Raw genomic sequence first — 16814 nt, 5'->3', positions numbered from 1 at the left:
AAATCCTTTTCCGCTGTTATCCAAATTGCGGGCGCTGAAATACGGTCAGACCGGGGATTGGGATGTTGAACTTCAAGCAGACAAAGAGCGAATTCAAGGCCGGATCTGTGCCATAAAGCAGTCACCGCACTGTCGGGAAGCGGAAGAAAAGAGAGTCAGAGAACATGCCCGGCGCAATAATCATATGATCGCTGACAGAACTGTGGAATTGTGCGGCTACCTGTTGATATTCACCACGTTTCCCCGTGAAACATATTCCGGAGATTTTATCGTCAAAATTTATCGCACGCGATGGCAGGTTGAATTGTTGTTCAAGCGTTTAAAATCACTTCTGGAATTGGGACAACTCCACAAATATGATCCGGTCAGCATCCGGACATATTTGAATGGAAAAATGCTGATCGCGCTTCTGCTTGAGAAAATGATTCGCATGGCAGAAGCTTTTTCCCCCTGAAAACATTTCCCCATGCGCCAATTACAGTATTTGGCGGGAAGTACATTTTCTCTATTTCCTGTTTATAAGGGCACTGCTGCCGGCCGAATTTTCTCTCAGGTTTGTACTGAAAAACTGGAATAAGGTCAAATTGAAATTGGCCGAGCATACACGGAAAAGAGTTTCAGCTTCTGCCTGGTTGAGATATATCGCATCTCTAAAATGACTAGCGTATATGGGCGAAGCGCCCCGGCCGCCGGAGGCTGCCTGCGGGCGGAACGATGCAGAAGCTGACCGTAAAGATAATGAAGTAAAAGTCAAGGCGGCTAAGCCGCCGTCGGCACCGGCACCCTGCCGGTCTGGGGTCCGGGGGCGAAGCGCCCCGGCCGCCGGAGGCTGCCTGCGGGCGGAACGACCAGCTCACAAACCGAATCGAAGATTCGGACGGGGAGCACGCACGGTCTGTTGCGCGAATGCGCAAAAAGACCGCGCCCCGGAAGGAGCGCGCTTCCCCCAGTCTGCAACATTGACAGCTCGCATTCAAACGATGTCTGCGGCTCCGGTCAATCATTGTTAGCCGGGATTGCATCGCAATAGACCCTTTGGTCGCTCCGCGGCATTCGCCGCGTCGCTCACACCGGGCAAAGCACCGCAATTTCATTGCGGTCTTCTAAGCTGGGGCTTCTCCCGGGTCACGCCTCAGACTCCGCCAAGGGGCTCCGCGCCCCTTGGAACCTCGCCAGGGCCGAAAGGCCCTGAACCCGGTCGCTTCGCTCTCCACAGGCGTGTTGTGACATCAAGGAAGCGCATTCAAACAATGTTTGCGGCTCCGGTCAATCATGGTTGGCCGGGATTGCAACGCAATAGACCCTTTGACCGCTCCGCGGCATTCGCCGCGTCACTCACACCGGGCGAAGCACCGCAATTTCATTGCGGTCTTCTAAGCTGGGGCTTCGCCGGGTCAACCTGAGGCGCCGCCTCAGACTCCGCCAAGGGGCTCCGCGCCCCTTGAAACCTCGCCAGGGCCGAAAGGCCCTGAACCCGGTCGCTTCGCTCCCCTGCCGAAACCGGCAATGGCGCCGTATTTCCGGCGCCTGCTGCGCATTCGTCACTCTTCCGCGTCGCCGTCATCCGCCGATGCGCCAACCGGGTAGACGCCGATCACGAACTCACCGCGCCAATCGCGCTTATCCGCCAGTTCCGCCAGTTCCGCAGCCGTGCCGCGCAACACCTCTTCGTGCAGTTTGGTCGCCTCACGGACGATCGCAATTTGCGCCTCCGGTCCGACGATCTCCGCCAGTTCCGGCAGCGTCTTTGCTATGCGGTGTGGAGATTCGAAAAAGAACACCGTCTTATTCTCCTCCCGGATCGCTTCGAAGAACTTGCGACGCCGACCGGATTTGACCGGAGGGAAACCGAGAAACGCGAATTTGTCCACCGGCAGCGCCGACGCCGTCACAGCGAACGTCACGGCCGACACCCCGGGAATCACCTCCGGAACAATGCCGTTGCGAACCGCCTCGCGCACGAGATAGAAGCCGGGGTCCGCCACCGACGGTGTTCCGGCATCCGAAACCGACGCGACCTTGAGCCCCCCGAGAATCTGCCCGATCAACCCCTCAGCCTTGCGGTGTTCGTTGAAGGCGTGGAAGCTGACGAGCCTGGTGTGAATGTCGAAATGGCTCAGCAGCTGCCGGGTGTGGCGGGTATCCTCGGCTGCGATCAGATCGACGCTCTTCAGGACCGAAAGCGCCCGTAGCGTGATGTCCTCCAGATTGCCGATCGGCGTGCTGACCAGATAAAGTTTTCCTTCCGTACTCATTGCAAAATTCCGTTTCCCGGTGTAAACTATGTGAACATCAAATTGAAATTGGATTGACCATGACCGGTTCCGAAGAACGACTTGTTAAATTTCTCAGTGCGGCGGGAGTTGCCTCGCGCCGCGCCGCCGGCGATCTCGTCAAAGCCGGACGCATCGCCGTGAACGGCCGGACCATCCGCGAGCCCGGATTCCGCATCCTGCCCGCCGACACCGTCACGCTCGACGGCCGCCCGGTCGAACCGGCCGGCCGCTTTCACTACATCATGCTCAACAAGCCGCGCGGCTATGTCTGCACGAATGCAGACCCGCACGCGCCGCGAAAAGCCGTCGACCTTATCCGGCTCGATCCGCCGGTCCGGCTCTTCTCGGCCGGGCGGCTCGACAAGGAGAGCGAAGGAATGATCCTCTTCTCCAACGACGGGGATTACGTCGCCAGACTCACCCATCCACGGTACGAAATCCGGAAAACCTATCTTGTGCGGGTCACCCGGGAATTCACGGAACCGGAACTCACCCGCATCCGCACCGGAATCACCGATGGCGGCGAACACCTGCGGGTCATCTCAATCGCGCCGGCCGGAAACTGTCTCTACCGGATCGTTCTGAACGAAGGGAAAAAACGGGAAATCCGCCGCCTCACCGCCGCAGTCGGCGCTCCGACGCTCGAACTGCGCCGCATCCGGATCGGCGGGCTCGCCCTCGGCGACCTGCCGCAGGGAGCTTTCCGGGAACTGACACCGGAAGAGGTCGCCCTGACGCTCGAAGCTCACTCCTGAGCTGCCGCCGGGGCAGGTTCCGCCTCATGCGCCGCCGGTGTTTCCGCCTCATGCCCGGCCGGAGAATCCTTCTCCTCCGGCTCCCTCCCGGTTACCGCCTCTTCATCCCCGGTCTCCGGCACTGTCACGCTCTGTTTTCCCGGACGGGCGGGCTCCGCTTTCTCGCCGAGAATCTCGTTGAGCTCGCGGTCCTGCTCGGCAGCCAGCTTCTCCAGTTCCGCCTTGTTCTTCAAATAGAGCGCTTCAACCACAACCTCCTGGCGAGCTCTTTTTTCACCCGCCAGCACCACGGGCTCGCCATACTCCTCCCGCTCGGCTTCCGCCGTCGAAGGCGCCCCCTTGAAATCGACATTCGCCGGGTCGAGCGGCTGCTGCGGACCGGCCGGCGTGTTGTCATTCCGGCTGAAAAGCCCGACGTCGACCTTGCGGGTCCGGACCAGACAGACCGCATCCGCACCATAGGCACGCGCCTTCTTCATCAGCAGATCCTGAATGTCGTACCCGTCAGTGCCGTCCGGAGCCGTGATGACGGCCCGGCCCATGATCCGGTACTCACCGGGCGGAATCTGTTCCCGGTTGATGAAATACACCACCGGTTCCGACTCCGGAGTCGGCGGAAACTCGCGGCCGACATAATCGAAATCGACACACCCCGCCGCCAGCAGCAGCGCCGCCAGAACGGCCGGAAGAGAGAGACGATGCATAGGATTATCCTTCAAACTTGATCCGTTTCAAATTAAACTCCCACACCTGTCCGCGCCGGATTTTACGCACGTAGAATTCGGCGTTCCCGTGCCGGATCACATCACCGACTTTCGGCGGACGCTTCAGCATCCGCGCGAACCAGACGGCGACCGGCTCCGCGCGACGCGGCAGGTCGAGGTGCGTGTCGCGGGTCAGCAGCGTCATCGGCACACCGCCGCCGACCACCCAGAAAAACTCGCTCGGCGAATAAAACGTCCTCGGCAGCGGATCGAATTCGTCGTCCAGATCGCCGAGCAACTCCTCGACGATATCCTCCAGCGTCACCAGCCCGAGCGTCCGGCCGTCCGCCGGATCGCGCACAATGGTCATGTGGCAGTGCTGGCTCGCAAAACGCTCAAGCAGCTCAGACGCCGTATCGTCCGGCTCGGCAAATGCGATCGGACGCAGAATATCTGTCAGGTTCTGCGAACCCGGATGCGCCCGCTGCGTCGCCACAAGCTCCTTGAAATTCACATATCCGAGCACCTTGTTTCTGTTCCACTCCTCGCAGACCGGATACCGGGTGTGAAAGTCGGTCCCGGTCGCGCTGATCGCATCGGACACCGTCTGGTCCGAGCTCAGGAACGAGATGTTGTCGACCGGCAGCATGACCCTCGACGCCGTCTGTGACGAAAGGCGCGGCACCGCCCGGATGATTCGTTCCTGCCGGGTCGAGATGACCTGCGAGCTGCGCGCCAGCGCCGCCAGCGCCGAAATCTCGTCGGCCGTGCTCGGCCTCTCCGGCCGGCGCCGCTCGAACGGCCGGTTGATGAAATGCGTCAGCCGGATCAGCGGCAGCATGATCCAGATCGCCACCTGCAGCGGGCGGGCGGCATATTTCAGAACTTTCTGATTGAACCGCACCCCGAGCGTTTTCGGCAGAATTTCCGTATACTGCACCATCAGCAGCGTGAACGCAAGCGAGAAGAGCCCCATATATTTCGAGCCGATTGTCGCACTGACGGCTCCGCCCGCAACGGCGGCGCCGATCGTATGCGCCGCCGTGTTGACGATCAGAATCACAGCAATCGGCTTATCGATATCGTGTTTCAGCGACTGGCAGACCTGCCCGATCCGCGGATTCTTCTGGCGCAGCTCGGCCAGCTGGCTCGGCGTGATGCTCAGAAGCGCCGCCTCCATCAGTGAACAGACATGCGACAGGACCATCGCCACCGCGATGGACCCGAAAAATAGAAACCATTCCTCCAACGTATTCTCACTTCCGCCCGACTCGGGCTGATTTGGACCGGGAAGCGGTCGCAAGGCAGCGGGATGCCCTCTCGCTCCCCGCGCCCCCTTCTATTGATCCGACTTCAGCGGGCCCGCCGCCGGTTCGGCCTGATCTTCTTTGATTTTCTGCTTCAGAATTTCGACCAGCGCCGGATTCAGCGTTTTGCTCAGGTTCTCGACCATCGCCTTTTTCATCTCGGCATACGGCGGAAGAGACGTCCGCGGCTGATCCCCCATCTCACGCTGGTATTTGTTATAGATATAGCGCGCCATGCGCTCGTTCGCGACTGCGGCATCGTGATCGTTGTAGATCAGATAATAGACGCTGCGGAAAATCAGGCCGGAAACGATTTCGCTCGCCTTCTTGACCGATGCGTCGCGCACCTCCTCCGCCCACTGTTCCATGACGAACCCTTCCAGCGGCATTTTGTGCGTGCCGGGCTCTTCGGCCTGCAGCTTCTTGTAGTATTCGGCCGCTTTCGAGAAGCTGCCGTAGTTGTACAGCGTTGTGATCGCATCCTTGATGAAGTTGATCCGGGCGCTGCGGAAGGTCGACATCGGATTGTCCTTCTCATAGATCTCCTGAACCTTCACGAACCGGTCGAAAACCGCGTCGACCAGCTTCAGGTTCGGCACCAGCGTGATCGACTCGAAAGCCTGTTCGTCGATCATGAGGATGCGGCCGGAACGGAACGCCTCGTAAAGCGACTGCGTGATGATGCGGTCGCAACTCAGGTCCTTATGGCCCGGCGTGCGCTTGATGCCCATCGTCGCCCAGTAGATCGCCTGCGACTCCGGGACACGCCAGTCCATCTCGCCGTACTCGTTGTTGATCTCGACGATCACCTTCGGGTCGAGCTTGAGCCGCTCCCGCAGGTATTCGGCGTGAAAATAGGCGTTCAGCTTTTTCGTCAGCTCCTCGTCGTCGGCGATGCGGTTCAGGAACGCCTGCGGCAGCGCCGACGGCTCCGGCTGCTTGAACGCCGTGTACAAGGCGGCATAGTCCTCGAAGCCGGCCGCCCGGGCCGCCTTCCAGACCCGGCTGTCTTCCGGATACTCCTTCATAAAGGCGCGCTCGTTCTCCGGTGCCGCCGCCATCGCCTCCCAGTCCGGCTTTATCCCGGCCACATTCGTGATCAGGATGGCGAGCCGGTTCTTGTAAAAGAGGTTCGCATCATCCATGATGTTGCCGAGCTTGTGCTGGAAGATCCAGGCGAGCTCCTTGTACAGCACCGGGTCCTCGGGGTTGTACTCGATCGCCTGGTCGCGGATCAGCTTGATCCCTTCGTTCACCCAGCGCCAGCGGTCCTCGAAACTCGAACAGGTGACCGAAATGTTGTAGGCCATATTCCATGCCAGATAAGCGGTCGCGCCGGAGAACGTGGGCTGCAGGTCGGTAATCCAGCGCGCCAGCTGGACCATTTCGAAATAGCTGCCCTTCTCCTGCAGCGATCCGGCCCGCAGCCAGAGCAAGTCCGCCACGAGTCCCCGGAAACTGCCCAGCGCAACCGTGGTGAACGTCACCAGCGGCGGAGCATTCTTGATCTGGCCGGTGAAGCGCAGATTATGCTCCGCGACGGCGCCGTCGAGCCGCCGCTCCATCCGGTTCACGCCGAAAAGCAGTACGAGCGTCACGCAGATCAGCGCGAAATACATGACAAGGGTTCGGAATTTACTCATTTGCGTATCACCAATCCAAGTTCGCGCCGCCGATAAAGAATCATGCCGAGCAGGAACAACGGAAGCGCCCGATAAATGAAATAGCTTTTGAACAACATCCAGAAATAAGCCAGTTCGACGATCTCGCCGTTGGCGACCAGCCCGGAGACCTCGAACGCCTGAACCGGAATCACCACCAGCAGCAGAACCTTGGCGATAAACTGCCCGATATGGTCCGCCGTCCCGGCGACGTAACTCAGATTCGTCATATAAACGGCGAAGCTGCCGAACATCAGATAACTGACCGCCACGAAAATCGCGGTCGGCAGCGTCAGGATGCCGCCGAAGGCGCAGCCGAGCCCGCAGAGAATCAGCAGTTCAAGCGCGACGATTGCCACCGAACGCATATAATTCTCGAAGAACCCGGAGACCTCCACCAGCAGCTTCGGGCCGTCGATCGGCTGGAAATACTGCTTTTCCTGCATATCGTCCGCATTGACGTAGATGAACCGGACCGTCTGATCCGGAGCGATCACTTTCCAGCTCGCCGGCAGCACCTTCTCGTGAAACTCGCCGGACATGACCTGCTCGGGGAACTCCGACAGCGGCTGCGGATAATATTCGTACCGCTCCTTCTGCTCCTGCTCGAAAACGTTGGCGGCGGGTTTCTTCTCCGCCACTCTCGGAATGCCGGCAATCCACATCGAGCGCGTCATGCGCTGTCCCTCGGAAGCCACCTTGCCGACATACGGACGATAGCGCAGGAAAAGCGGCTTGTCGAGATCGGCCGGCAGTCCCTTGAATTGATACTCCTTCGGACGGTCGAACTCCAGTTCGGAGTCGCTCGTCACCACATCGCGCCGCGCCTCCTTCAGCATCGCCTCCTGCGTCGACGGAGACGAATCGACCTCCTGCCCGCGCGCCCGCAGCCGGTTGATTCTCTCCTTCACCAGCTCGCGGCTGGCCGCTTCGTAATCGGTCTTTTCCGGCCAGAACACCCGGCGGCCCACCATGACCTCGTTCCGGATCTTCTCCCGCTCGCTCTGCGGGAAATCCTGCTGGTTGTACTTGTACAGGATGATGAAGTAAATCGCCATCGTGGCCGCCAGCAGCAGAATCAGGTGGACGAGATAAACCCCCGTCCATTTCGCAAGCCAGATTTTGATCCGCGACACCGGTTTCGTCACCACCATGTGCAGCTGATAATTATCGATGTCCTGTGTCATCGCATGGCATCCGAGCCAGACCGACGACAGCGCCAGAATGAAGCTGACCGTCGACAGGCTGTAAAGCAGCGAAACCCGGATGAAGCCGCCGGCCGTCCCGTCACCGGAGACGGTCGTCGGAATGACGATCACCGCCAGCAGCAGCAACAGCAGAAGCAGCTGAAAAATATGCGACCTCAGGGCATTCCGGAAGGTCAGTTTTACGATTGCCCAATATGACTTCATTTACGGTTTCCCAGAATATCGTTGAGCTTGGCATCAGCCTCTTTGAGCTTTTCATCCGGCTTTGCCTGCGGAGTTTCCGGTTCCGGCGCAGCCGATTTCGGCTCCTCCGTCAGCTGTTCGAGCTTCCGGTCCACCGTCTCCCCCTTCTGTTCCGGAAGCGGCTCAGCCGGCTCGCGCGGCGGCGGCGGTTTGATCTCCTGCACCAGCGACTCGAGCACGGCGGACTTCTCATCGCCCTTCGACAGATACTCGGCAATCTTGCCGCCGCCGGAAACACCGGCAGTCTCGATATTGTCGGACTTCGCCTTCGTGATCACGTCGAGGAAGAACTCCTCCAGCGTACGGCGCGGATGGTCGACCGTGAACTCTTCGCCATGCAGGTTTTCACGCAGAATCTTCAGGACCTCATTCATCGCGGCCTGCGGCAGGGCCGGAGTCACGATACGGTTTTCGTCGGAAACCGTCAGCAGTTCTCCGAGGCCGCCCATCGCACGCACCTTGCCCCCGTAGAGAATGATGACCCGGTCGCAGACATCTTCGATATCGCTCAGGAGATGACTCGTGATCAACACGGTCTTGCCGCGCGCCTTCAGCGTCAGAATCAGGTCCTTGACCTCCTTGCAGCCGAGCGGGTCAAGCCCGGAGGTCGGTTCGTCGAGAATCAGGAATTCGGGGTCGTTGATCATCGCCTGCGCCAGGCCGATCCGGCGCGCCATGCCCTTCGAGTACTCGCCGACGCGGCGGCGGCGGGCATGCGCCATCCCGACCATGTCGAGCAGCTGATCGATCCGCTTTTTGCGATCGGCGCGCGACAGGTTGAAGAGCGACCCGAAAAAGTCGAGCGTCTCCTCGGCGGTCAGGTATTTGTACAAATACGACTCCTCCGGCAGATAGCCGATCTCCCGCTTGGTCTCCACCGCGCGGGGAGAGCGGCCGAGCACGTTCAGAATGCCGCCGGTCGGATAGAGCAGGCCCAGCAGCATCTTGACCGTGGTCGACTTGCCGGAGCCGTTCGGCCCCAGAAGCCCGATCACCTCTCCGGGTTCGATGGTGAACGAGATGTCATTCACCGCCTTCGCCTTCGGGCGGCCCCAGAAATCCCGGAACACTTTGGTAAGCCCTACGGCCCTCACGATTGATTCGCGCTGTTCAGCCATCGTATGATCGATTCCTCAAATATTGGTATGATATGGATCCGTTATTCTTCCGCCTCGGCCTCGCTCCGGCTCTGCGACTGCTCTTCGAGCGTCAGCTCTTCTCCGGTACGCACCAGGCGCGCACTGTTGAAAATGATGATCAGCGTACTGCCGGCATGGAGCACGGCAGCCCAGATCGGCGTCATCCAGCCGAACACCGACAGCAACATGCCGCCGAAGACGAACAGCATGCCGAAAACCAGGTTCTGGTTGATGATCATACGCGATTTGCGCGACAGGAACACCAGCATCGGAATCCGGCGCAGATCATTGGTCATCAGCGCGATCGAAGCACTGTTGATCGCCACGTCGCTGCCGATCGCCCCCATCGCGATGCCGAGGTCGCCCGCAGCCAGAGCCGGAGCGTCGTTCACGCCGTCGCCGACCACCGCCACCCGGGCGCTCTCCTTGACCCGCTCCACGAATTCGACCTTGCCTTCCGGCAGACACTCGCTCTTGTATTCATCGATCTGCAGCTGCGCGGCCACCGATTCGGCCACCGATTCACGGTCGCCGGTCACCATTGCGATGAAGCGGACGCCGAGGCGCCGCAAATCGGCGATCATCGCCGGAGCCTCGCGCCGGAGCTTGTCCTTCAAACCGATCCAGCCGAGCATTCTGCCGTCGCGGACCACATACATGACGCTCATGCCCTCGGTATCGGCATCATGCTTTTCGGGCAGCCTGACGCCGTGCTCCTCAAGCCATTTGGCGCGGCCGATCATGCAGACGACGCCGTCAATCTTCGCGCTGACGCCCTTGCCCGGCGTTTCCTGGAAATCCGTCGCCGGATCGAGATCGAGCGTCGCTTCGGCCGCCAGCTTCTGCAGCGCGATCGCGGTCGGGTGGTTGCTGTACTGCTCGGCGGATGCGGCGACCTTCAGCAGCTCCGCCGGCGAAACCTCGCCGAACGGATTGAGTTTCACGACCGACAGGAGCCCGTCGGTCAGCGTGCCGGTTTTGTCGAACACAAACGCCGTGATCTTGCCGGCCAGCTCAAGATGCCCGACATTCTTGATGAAAATGCCGAGGCGGGCCGCCGCCGCGACCGCCGCAACCACGGCGGTCGGCGTCGCCAGAACCACCGCGCACGGACACGAAATGACCATCAATGTGATGACGCGGTTCATGTCGCCGTTCGAGAAATACCAAGTGATCAGCGCCAGCATCAGCACCGTCGGCGTGTAGTAACCGGCATAACGGTCGATGATGCGGACCACCGGCGTACGGCTCTGCTCCGCCTGCAGAATCATGTCCTTGACCTTGCCGAGCGTGGTGTCTTCGCCGACCTTCGTCACCTCGAGGTCGACCAGGCCGGTCAGATTCTGGGTGCCGGCGAACACATCGTCGCCGACGCTCTTGTCGACCGGGAGCGATTCGCCCGTGATCGACGCCTGGTTGACCGTGCTCTCGCCGGCGATGATCCGCGCGTCCACCGGGAAGTTTTCGCCCGGGCGGACCCGAATCCGGTCGCCGATCTTCAGTTCGGTCACCTGTACTTCGACTTCGGCGTTGCCGTCCCCCTCGAGGCGGCGCGCCGTATTCGGCGTCAGCTTGATCAGCTCTTCGATCGAACGCTGGGCGCCGCTGGCGGTCCGCGTTTCGATGATGATGGTCAGCAGCAGGAAGAACGCGATGATGCCCGCGGTCTGGAAGTCGGCGCTCGCCAGGGCCGCCAGAATCGCCAGCGCGACCAGCTCGTTCATATAGACCTTGCCGTTGATCAGATCCTTGATCGCGGTCATGATGATCGGCATCGCCAGGATGAACGCGCCGAAAAGCGCGCTCATCCGCGAAGCGAATTCCTGCCCGGGCAGCGCCCATTCGAGCAGAAACGAGTTCACGGTCAGCAGACCGCCGAGAATCGCGAAGAAGATGCGCCCCATCGCCCGGTCGTGGCCGACGCCGCCGTCGACCGCATCGTGGCCGCACGGGCAGTAGCCGCCCTTATGTTCATGCTCGTGCTCATGATCATGGCCGCAGGAGCAGTTTTCCGTGTGTTGATGTTCTTTTTTCACAATTTCAGCCATGATTTACTTCTCCTCCGCTGCGCCGGCGGATTTCTGCCGCTTCGGTTCGGGATTGAGTTTGATGCGGACCTGTTTATTCCCGGTACCGGAGGTTCCGAGGATGTACTTGCCCTGCTGCTGCTGCAGAACGTCGGCAAGCGTGTTGGTGTAAAGCGTCATCAGAACGGTGGCGGGATTCTTCCTGTATTCCTCGTTGATGTTCCTGAAGTAGATGCTCTCCGACTTGACCTCGGAGACCACCAGCTCCTTGTAAGTTCTCGCGCTGGAGACCAGCTCGGTCCGGCCGGCAATCGCTTCGTTCCCTACCTGAACCGCGTACTGCTCGGCCTTGCTGCGCATCGAGTCGACCGTATTCGCGGCCGCCGCAACCTCGTCGAACGCCATCTTGGTCTTGAGCGGCGGAAACACCTGCTCAAGCGTGATGTTGTCGACTTCGATTCCGCATTCCGCGCGGGCCAGCAGCCGGGCGAACTCGGCCTGGACCGCATCGGAGTAATCGGTCCGTTTGCTGTAGAGCATATCATCGACCTTGAGACCGGAGGTGACCCGGATCACGGCTTCTCGGAACAGATTGCGGATCATGGTCTGCGGCCCGCGGGTTCCGACAAAGCCGTTGACGTCCTTTTCGGTCACATCCGCCCCGGACGGATCTTCGGGCGTCGCAAGGGTGGTGTAATAGGTCTCCGGATTCGAGACGTGGTAGTTGACGCGCCAGGAGGCGTGAATGATGTTCGCATCCCCGGTCAGCAAATACGAATCGCGGCCGGGGGCCAGCGCCTGCGGCGGCGCACCGTCCGGGCGTTCCGCCGGCAGGAAGTCGATCTGAAGCGACTGCTGGTTGGTGCGGACCTCGACCCAGCGGTTGACCGGATACGGCAGATACCAGTGGCCGCCGGTCGTGTGAACCTGCTCGATCTCACCGAATTTCATAACGATGACCGCATGCTGCGGCTCCACCGAAAAGTAGCCGCCCGCCGTCAGGAAATAGACCATGAGGCCGATGATGATCACCAGAAGGAAGCCGAACGCCCATTGCAGGCTCCGGACCAGCGACTTCAACCCGGAATCATACTGTCCGGAGCGGTCGAACTCGCCTTTGATTACACTCTTGGTTTCTTCCATCTTGACTTACTCTCCATCCTTCGCCGCGCTTTTGACCGGGCCGAGCACTTCCGAACCCGGCTTCAGGAGGTCGAACGGCGCGACATTCGTATCGAGGACCAGCGTCGTCTGATTCCGCATGATGAGACGCAGGGAGTCGAGTTTGCGGAGGAATTCGGCAAGTTCCGGATTCTCCCGGAAAACCGCATAGAAGGTCGCGGCTTCGGCGTCGCCCTGCGCCCGGATTTCGCGCGCTTCGGCTTCGGCCTTCGCCAGCATGACCGCCTTCTTCTGGTCGGCGTCGTTGCGGATCTCCGACGCGCGGACGGTGCCTTCGGCAAGATAGCGGTCGGCCACGAGCTTGCGGTCCTCGATCATCCGGTCGAACACCTTGTCGGTAATCCGCTCCGGAACGTTGATCGTGTTGATGCCGACGCTGACGATCTCGATGCCGTACTCGGCGGTATCCTTCTCCAGCGCCGCCTTGATCCGGTCCTGAATCTCGTTGAGCTTCATGAGTTCGGGTTTCGTGTTGATGACCTGACTGAATTTATACTGGCCGAACGTCGCGTTCTTCGCCGAACGCATGAGGCTGTTCAGCCGCTCCTCGGCCTTGGTCATATCCTCCAGTGTGCGGAAGAACTTCTCCACCGCGCTGATCCGGTAATTGATGAAGATGCCGACCAGGATATTCTGCCCGTCCGCCGTCATCGTCTCTTCGATCTTGCCGGAGCCGCCCTCGAAGCAGCGGATGCGGTGATCGAACTTATAAATCTTCTGGAACGGGAACGGCCAGCGGAAGTGAAGCCCCGGGTCCGTCACCGCGGCAGGACTGCCGAAGGTCGTGACCACGGCGCTCTCCGTCTGGTTCAACTGGTAGGAGAACACCGCGATCAGAAGAATCACCGCAACTACGACGCCCAACAGCATCGTCGGCCAATGTTTGAAAAAGTTACCCGTCGCCATACCTCGAAAACCTCCCTCAATAGATTATGTGAAATGAATCGATTCCGTTAATTGCCGCTCAGCGCACCCGCATCGACGTCGATCAGATCGAGCCGCTCCTTGGTCTCAAAATTCAGCTCGTACACCTCGTTGTCCAGACCGGCGGCAACGATGAATTTGCGGATATCCTTGCAGTCGTTCTCGAGGAAATCGAGGTACGCCTTGAGCCGGAACATCCGGGGCATGAGATTGTAGGTTTTCAACTGGGTGCTGAACCGGCCGGACTCGGCCTTGGCGACCGTGGTCGTCCGGAAACTGTAGGATTTCGCATCGGAGATGATCCGCAACGCCGCGGCCTCGGTTTCGGGAACCGTACGCGCCGCATAGCTCTCGGCCTTCAGGATCGTCGACTCCTTCTCCTCCATTGCGCCGATCACGTCCTGGAAGGCGGGGGCGACCTTTTCGACTGGCGGATGGGAGTCGAGAATCATGACCTTCGTGATTTCAATCCCGAGATGATGCTCGTCGGCGAGCTTCTGCACCCGGGCCAGCAGCTTCTGCTGGGCTTCGGCGCGCCCGGTGGACATGATGTCCATGATCGACACGCTCGCCAGATACTCCGTCGCCGCCTGCTGGCCGATCCGGATCAGCGTCGCCACCGGGTCGGCGTTGCGGTATGCGTAGTCCATGACGCCGTCGGGACGGATGCGGTACTCGATCGGAATCATCATGCGGATGAAGGCGATCGAAGCGGTATCGCTTTCGGCCGTCTTTTCTCCGTCCGCCTGCTTCCGCGGCCCGTCGGGATTGACCGCAACAATGAAATTGTTCGCATCGCTGCCGTGCGCGGCGGTCCAGAGCACCACCGGCATCGGTTCATGACCTTTTTTCTTCGACTCCGGCTTCGCATGGCCATGACCGTCGTCGGGAACCTCCTCTTCCTCGTCCGCATGGTCGTCTTCCGATTCGCCGATGATCACCTGCTTGACTTCCGTGCAGCTGAAACGCTTGACCTGGCCGAACGGATACGGCAGCGTCCAGTAGATGCCGGGCTCCAGAAGCTCGGTGCTGACCACCTTGCCGAGCCGCTCCTTGATGCCGACCTGGCTCGGGCCGACCTCATGGATCATCGTGAATCCCCACAGAATCGCCGCCCAGAACAGCACGACCGGGAAGAAGGAACGCTCCATGAAGCTGTAAAGCCAGGTGCCGGACACCTTGAAACCGAACTGGTAGTCGAGCGCCAGCGCAACGTTCCGCATGACGCCGCCCGGCTCCGTGAAGAGCGAAAGCAGCCGGCTCTCGAAGATCGGCCGGAGTTCCCTCACCGTCCGCGGCCGGTAAAATTCAATGATGAAGCTGATGACGAATTCGACCCCGAGCAGCCCGAACACCCAGACGGCCACTTTCGCAACCACCGCATCGAGCATGCTGCCGCCGGAAGAGAAGGCCGCCACGAACGCCGAAACGAACATGAGTCCGAAGCCGGCCAGCAGCCAGGCGCCGAACGCCCGGAGCCAGCGGAAGGCCGGCTGCCGCGACTGGCCGACGAAAAATGCGCCGAAAAAGAGGCTCAGCGCCGCCATCACCGCCGAGACGATCGCGCCGTTGACCGGATTCACGCCGGCCGGAGCCTCCAGCCGGGCGCCCCAGTGACGCAGAAACGCCGACAACACGCCGGCAACGATCAGCGCACCGAGAATCGAGAGCACATACGGCGCGTATTTCCGATAGTTATCGAACGAACGCCCGGCCGTGAAGCGGACATCCTCCTCGACATTCAGCGCGTGGGTGTCGCTGCGCTTCTCCAGCAGCTGCTTTTCTTCGGTCTCGACGGCGGCCGAGGTGCCGAGCATGCCGTAGATCATCGAAGCGAATGCGAACACAACCGCCAGCGAGTACGGAATCACACCAAGCGAAAAGAGGTCGGAACCGACGAACTCCCCGTTGATCACTCCCAAAACCAGGGTCGGAATCAGCAGCACCACAATGGTGACGATCCCGCCGATGACCGACAGTTTCGTCACCAGTCTGGCATTGTCGATTTCCGTGCGGACATCCGTTCTACGTTCCACGCTCCACCTCGCTATTTAAATTGCAACCTACTGATTGTTCGACACATAACCGCACATGAACCGCAACAGGAAACCGGTCGGCAGCCGGGTACAGAAACACGATTCACTTACATATTAATACACCCTCCCGCGAAAATAACAAGTTTTTCCCTTCAACTTTTCATAAATTTATATGAAAACAAACCGAACTTCCTTCCTCAAATATGCCGCAGGGCAACTCCTGTTTCGCCGCCCGGAATATTGTATCTGCCGCGTCCGCGGTTCCTGCGAATTCCGGGCCGGGCGGCCGGAACCGCCTTGATTTTCGGGATGTTCATGCTATCTTTACTCCACGAAACCGCATTTCCGAAACAGCCAGAAGGATTGTCGACCCCATGAAAAAAATCATTCCTGCCATTCTCCTCCTCACGCTCGGAGCCATGCTTTTCGCCGCAGAACCGGTCAAGCTGCCGCCGAAGGAGAAATTCCATCTCGTCCTCCTGACCGGACAGTCCAACATGGCCGGTCGCGGCGTTGTCACGCCGGAGGACAAGGTGCCGCATCCGCGCGTCCTCATGCAGAACAAAGCAGGCGAGTGGGTGCCGGCGGTCGACCCGGTTCACTACGACAAATCCATGGCCGGCGTCGGCCCGGCCCGGACGTTTGCAAACCTGCTCGCCGACAGCGACCCCTCCATCACTGTCGGGCTTGTCCCGGCAGCCTGCGGCGGCTCCCCGATTTCCAGCTGGGAGCCCGGGAAAAAGTGGGAGCAGACGAACAGTCATCCGTATGACGACGCTATCGCCCGCGCCCGGAAGGCGATGCAGGACGGAACGCTCAAAGTCATTCTCTTTCATCAGGGAGAAGCCGACTGCGGCGATGCCCCGAGCAAACTCTATCACGACCGGCTGCTGACGTTCTTCAAGTCGCTGCGGACCGAGCTTGATGCGCCGGAGGTGCCGATCATAATCGGGCAGCTCAGTAAATTCCCCGGCTCGAAGCCGTGGAGCGAAGGAAAAAAACGTGTGGATGCCGCCCACCGGGCCATGACGCAAGAACTGCCGAATGTCGGCTTTGCCGAATCGGATGGCCTGACCCAGAATCCCGACAATATTCACTTCGATGCCGAGAGCCAGAAGGAGTTCGGCAAACGTTACTACGAAGCGTTTCGGCAGCTGCGTGCCAGCACACACGCAACAGACAGCGGAGCCTCCGAGAGATGATGAAGTAAAAGTCAAGGCGGCGGAGCCGCCGTCGGCACCGGCACCCTGCCGGTCTGGGGTCCGGGGGCGAAGCGCCCCGGCCGCCGGAGGCTGCCTGCGGGCGGAACGACCAGCTCACAAACCGAATCGAAGATTCGGACGGGGAGCACG

13 protein-coding genes are annotated in these 16814 nt (G+C 60.2%); 3 read left to right on the top strand and 10 right to left on the bottom strand.

What is annotated here, in order from left to right:
* Nucleotides 1-454 (top strand): transposase (locus tag FYJ85_RS22220; RefSeq protein WP_154420881.1); only part of this gene is annotated, 454 nt, incomplete at its 5' end.
* Nucleotides 455-1541: 1087 nt separating this feature from the next.
* On the opposite strand, the gene rsmI is transcribed toward FYJ85_RS22220, so the two are convergent.
* The gene (gene rsmI, locus FYJ85_RS22215; RefSeq protein ID WP_154420880.1) at nucleotides 1542-2255 is read right to left on the bottom strand and encodes a 16S rRNA (cytidine(1402)-2'-O)-methyltransferase; all 714 of its coding nucleotides are present in this window, start codon (nucleotides 2253-2255) and stop codon (nucleotides 1542-1544) included.
* Nucleotides 2256-2314: 59 nt separating this feature from the next.
* On the opposite strand from rsmI, the gene FYJ85_RS22210 reads away from it, so the two are divergent.
* On the top strand, nucleotides 2315-3031 hold the full coding sequence (locus tag FYJ85_RS22210; protein ID WP_154420879.1) for a pseudouridine synthase: 717 nt from the start codon (nucleotides 2315-2317) through the stop codon (nucleotides 3029-3031).
* On the opposite strand, the gene FYJ85_RS22205 is transcribed toward FYJ85_RS22210, so the two are convergent.
* The 9 genes from FYJ85_RS22205 to hflK all read right to left on the bottom strand — a co-directional run bounded on the left by FYJ85_RS22205 (nucleotide 3022) and on the right by hflK (nucleotide 15462).
* Entirely contained in the window at nucleotides 3022-3735 is a 714-nt protein-coding gene (locus tag FYJ85_RS22205; protein WP_154420878.1) for a hypothetical protein, read from the bottom strand. The two genes, FYJ85_RS22210 and FYJ85_RS22205, sit on opposite strands and share 10 nt — an antisense overlap.
* Nucleotides 3736-3739: 4 nt before the next feature.
* The gene (locus FYJ85_RS22200; RefSeq protein ID WP_154420877.1) at nucleotides 3740-4984 is read right to left on the bottom strand and encodes a hemolysin family protein; all 1245 of its coding nucleotides are present in this window, start codon (nucleotides 4982-4984) and stop codon (nucleotides 3740-3742) included.
* A 90-nt stretch (nucleotides 4985-5074) separates the two neighbouring features.
* The gene (locus tag FYJ85_RS22195) at nucleotides 5075-6685 is read right to left on the bottom strand and encodes a hypothetical protein (protein WP_154420876.1); all 1611 of its coding nucleotides are present in this window, start codon (nucleotides 6683-6685) and stop codon (nucleotides 5075-5077) included.
* Nucleotides 6682-8115, bottom strand: coding sequence for an ABC transporter permease (locus tag FYJ85_RS22190; RefSeq protein ID WP_154420875.1), 1434 nt, complete (start codon nucleotides 8113-8115; stop codon nucleotides 6682-6684). Before FYJ85_RS22190 ends, FYJ85_RS22195 begins: the two co-directional genes overlap by 4 nt.
* Nucleotides 8112-9272 (bottom strand): ABC transporter ATP-binding protein, encoded by a 1161-nt coding sequence (locus FYJ85_RS22185; protein ID WP_106053983.1) that lies wholly within the window; start codon nucleotides 9270-9272, stop codon nucleotides 8112-8114. The genes FYJ85_RS22190 and FYJ85_RS22185 overlap by 4 nt, the downstream gene beginning before the upstream one ends.
* A 41-nt stretch (nucleotides 9273-9313) precedes the next feature.
* Entirely contained in the window at nucleotides 9314-11341 is a 2028-nt protein-coding gene (locus tag FYJ85_RS22180; protein WP_106053982.1) for a heavy metal translocating P-type ATPase, read from the bottom strand.
* A 3-nt stretch (nucleotides 11342-11344) separates the two neighbouring features.
* Complete coding sequence (locus tag FYJ85_RS22175; RefSeq protein ID WP_154420874.1) at nucleotides 11345-12463, bottom strand: SPFH domain-containing protein; 1119 nt, start codon at nucleotides 12461-12463, stop codon at nucleotides 11345-11347.
* Nucleotides 12464-12469: 6 nt separating this feature from the next.
* Complete coding sequence (hflC, locus tag FYJ85_RS22170) at nucleotides 12470-13408, bottom strand: protease modulator HflC (RefSeq protein WP_154420873.1); 939 nt, start codon at nucleotides 13406-13408, stop codon at nucleotides 12470-12472.
* Nucleotides 13409-13455: 47 nt separating this feature from the next.
* Nucleotides 13456-15462 (bottom strand): protease modulator HflK, encoded by a 2007-nt coding sequence (gene hflK, locus FYJ85_RS22165; protein ID WP_154420872.1) that lies wholly within the window; start codon nucleotides 15460-15462, stop codon nucleotides 13456-13458.
* Between the two features lie 374 nt (nucleotides 15463-15836).
* Between hflK and FYJ85_RS22160 the strand changes: the two genes are divergently transcribed.
* Nucleotides 15837-16664 carry a sialate O-acetylesterase gene (locus tag FYJ85_RS22160; RefSeq protein ID WP_206213406.1) on the top strand — a complete coding sequence of 276 codons (828 nt, stop codon included), beginning with the start codon at nucleotides 15837-15839 and terminating at the stop codon, nucleotides 16662-16664.
* The last annotated feature ends 150 nt before the right edge of the window (nucleotides 16665-16814 follow it).

Source organism: Victivallis lenta, from assembly GCF_009695545.1.
Taxonomy (GTDB): Bacteria; Verrucomicrobiota; Lentisphaeria; order Victivallales; family Victivallaceae; genus Victivallis; species Victivallis lenta.
This window is presented reverse-complemented; position numbering and strand designations above follow the sequence as displayed.

What these genes read in the sequence shown, in the direction of transcription:
- hflC (WP_154420873.1), bottom strand. Translation starts at nt 13,408, where the DNA reads ATGGCGACGGGTAACTTTTTCAAACATTGGCCGACGATGCTGTTGGGC.
- FYJ85_RS22175 (WP_154420874.1), bottom strand. Translation starts at nt 12,463, where the DNA reads ATGGAAGAAACCAAGAGTGTAATCAAAGGCGAGTTCGACCGCTCCGGA.
- FYJ85_RS22180 (WP_106053982.1), bottom strand. Translation starts at nt 11,341, where the DNA reads ATGGCTGAAATTGTGAAAAAAGAACATCAACACACGGAAAACTGCTCC.
- rsmI (WP_154420880.1), bottom strand. Translation starts at nt 2,255, where the DNA reads ATGAGTACGGAAGGAAAACTTTATCTGGTCAGCACGCCGATCGGCAAT.
- FYJ85_RS22210 (WP_154420879.1), top strand. Translation starts at nt 2,315, where the DNA reads ATGACCGGTTCCGAAGAACGACTTGTTAAATTTCTCAGTGCGGCGGGA.
- FYJ85_RS22205 (WP_154420878.1), bottom strand. Translation starts at nt 3,735, where the DNA reads ATGCATCGTCTCTCTCTTCCGGCCGTTCTGGCGGCGCTGCTGCTGGCG.
- FYJ85_RS22195 (WP_154420876.1), bottom strand. Translation starts at nt 6,685, where the DNA reads ATGAGTAAATTCCGAACCCTTGTCATGTATTTCGCGCTGATCTGCGTG.
- FYJ85_RS22190 (WP_154420875.1), bottom strand. Translation starts at nt 8,115, where the DNA reads ATGAAGTCATATTGGGCAATCGTAAAACTGACCTTCCGGAATGCCCTG.
- FYJ85_RS22185 (WP_106053983.1), bottom strand. Translation starts at nt 9,272, where the DNA reads ATGGCTGAACAGCGCGAATCAATCGTGAGGGCCGTAGGGCTTACCAAA.
- FYJ85_RS22160 (WP_206213406.1), top strand. Translation starts at nt 15,837, where the DNA reads ATGAAAAAAATCATTCCTGCCATTCTCCTCCTCACGCTCGGAGCCATG.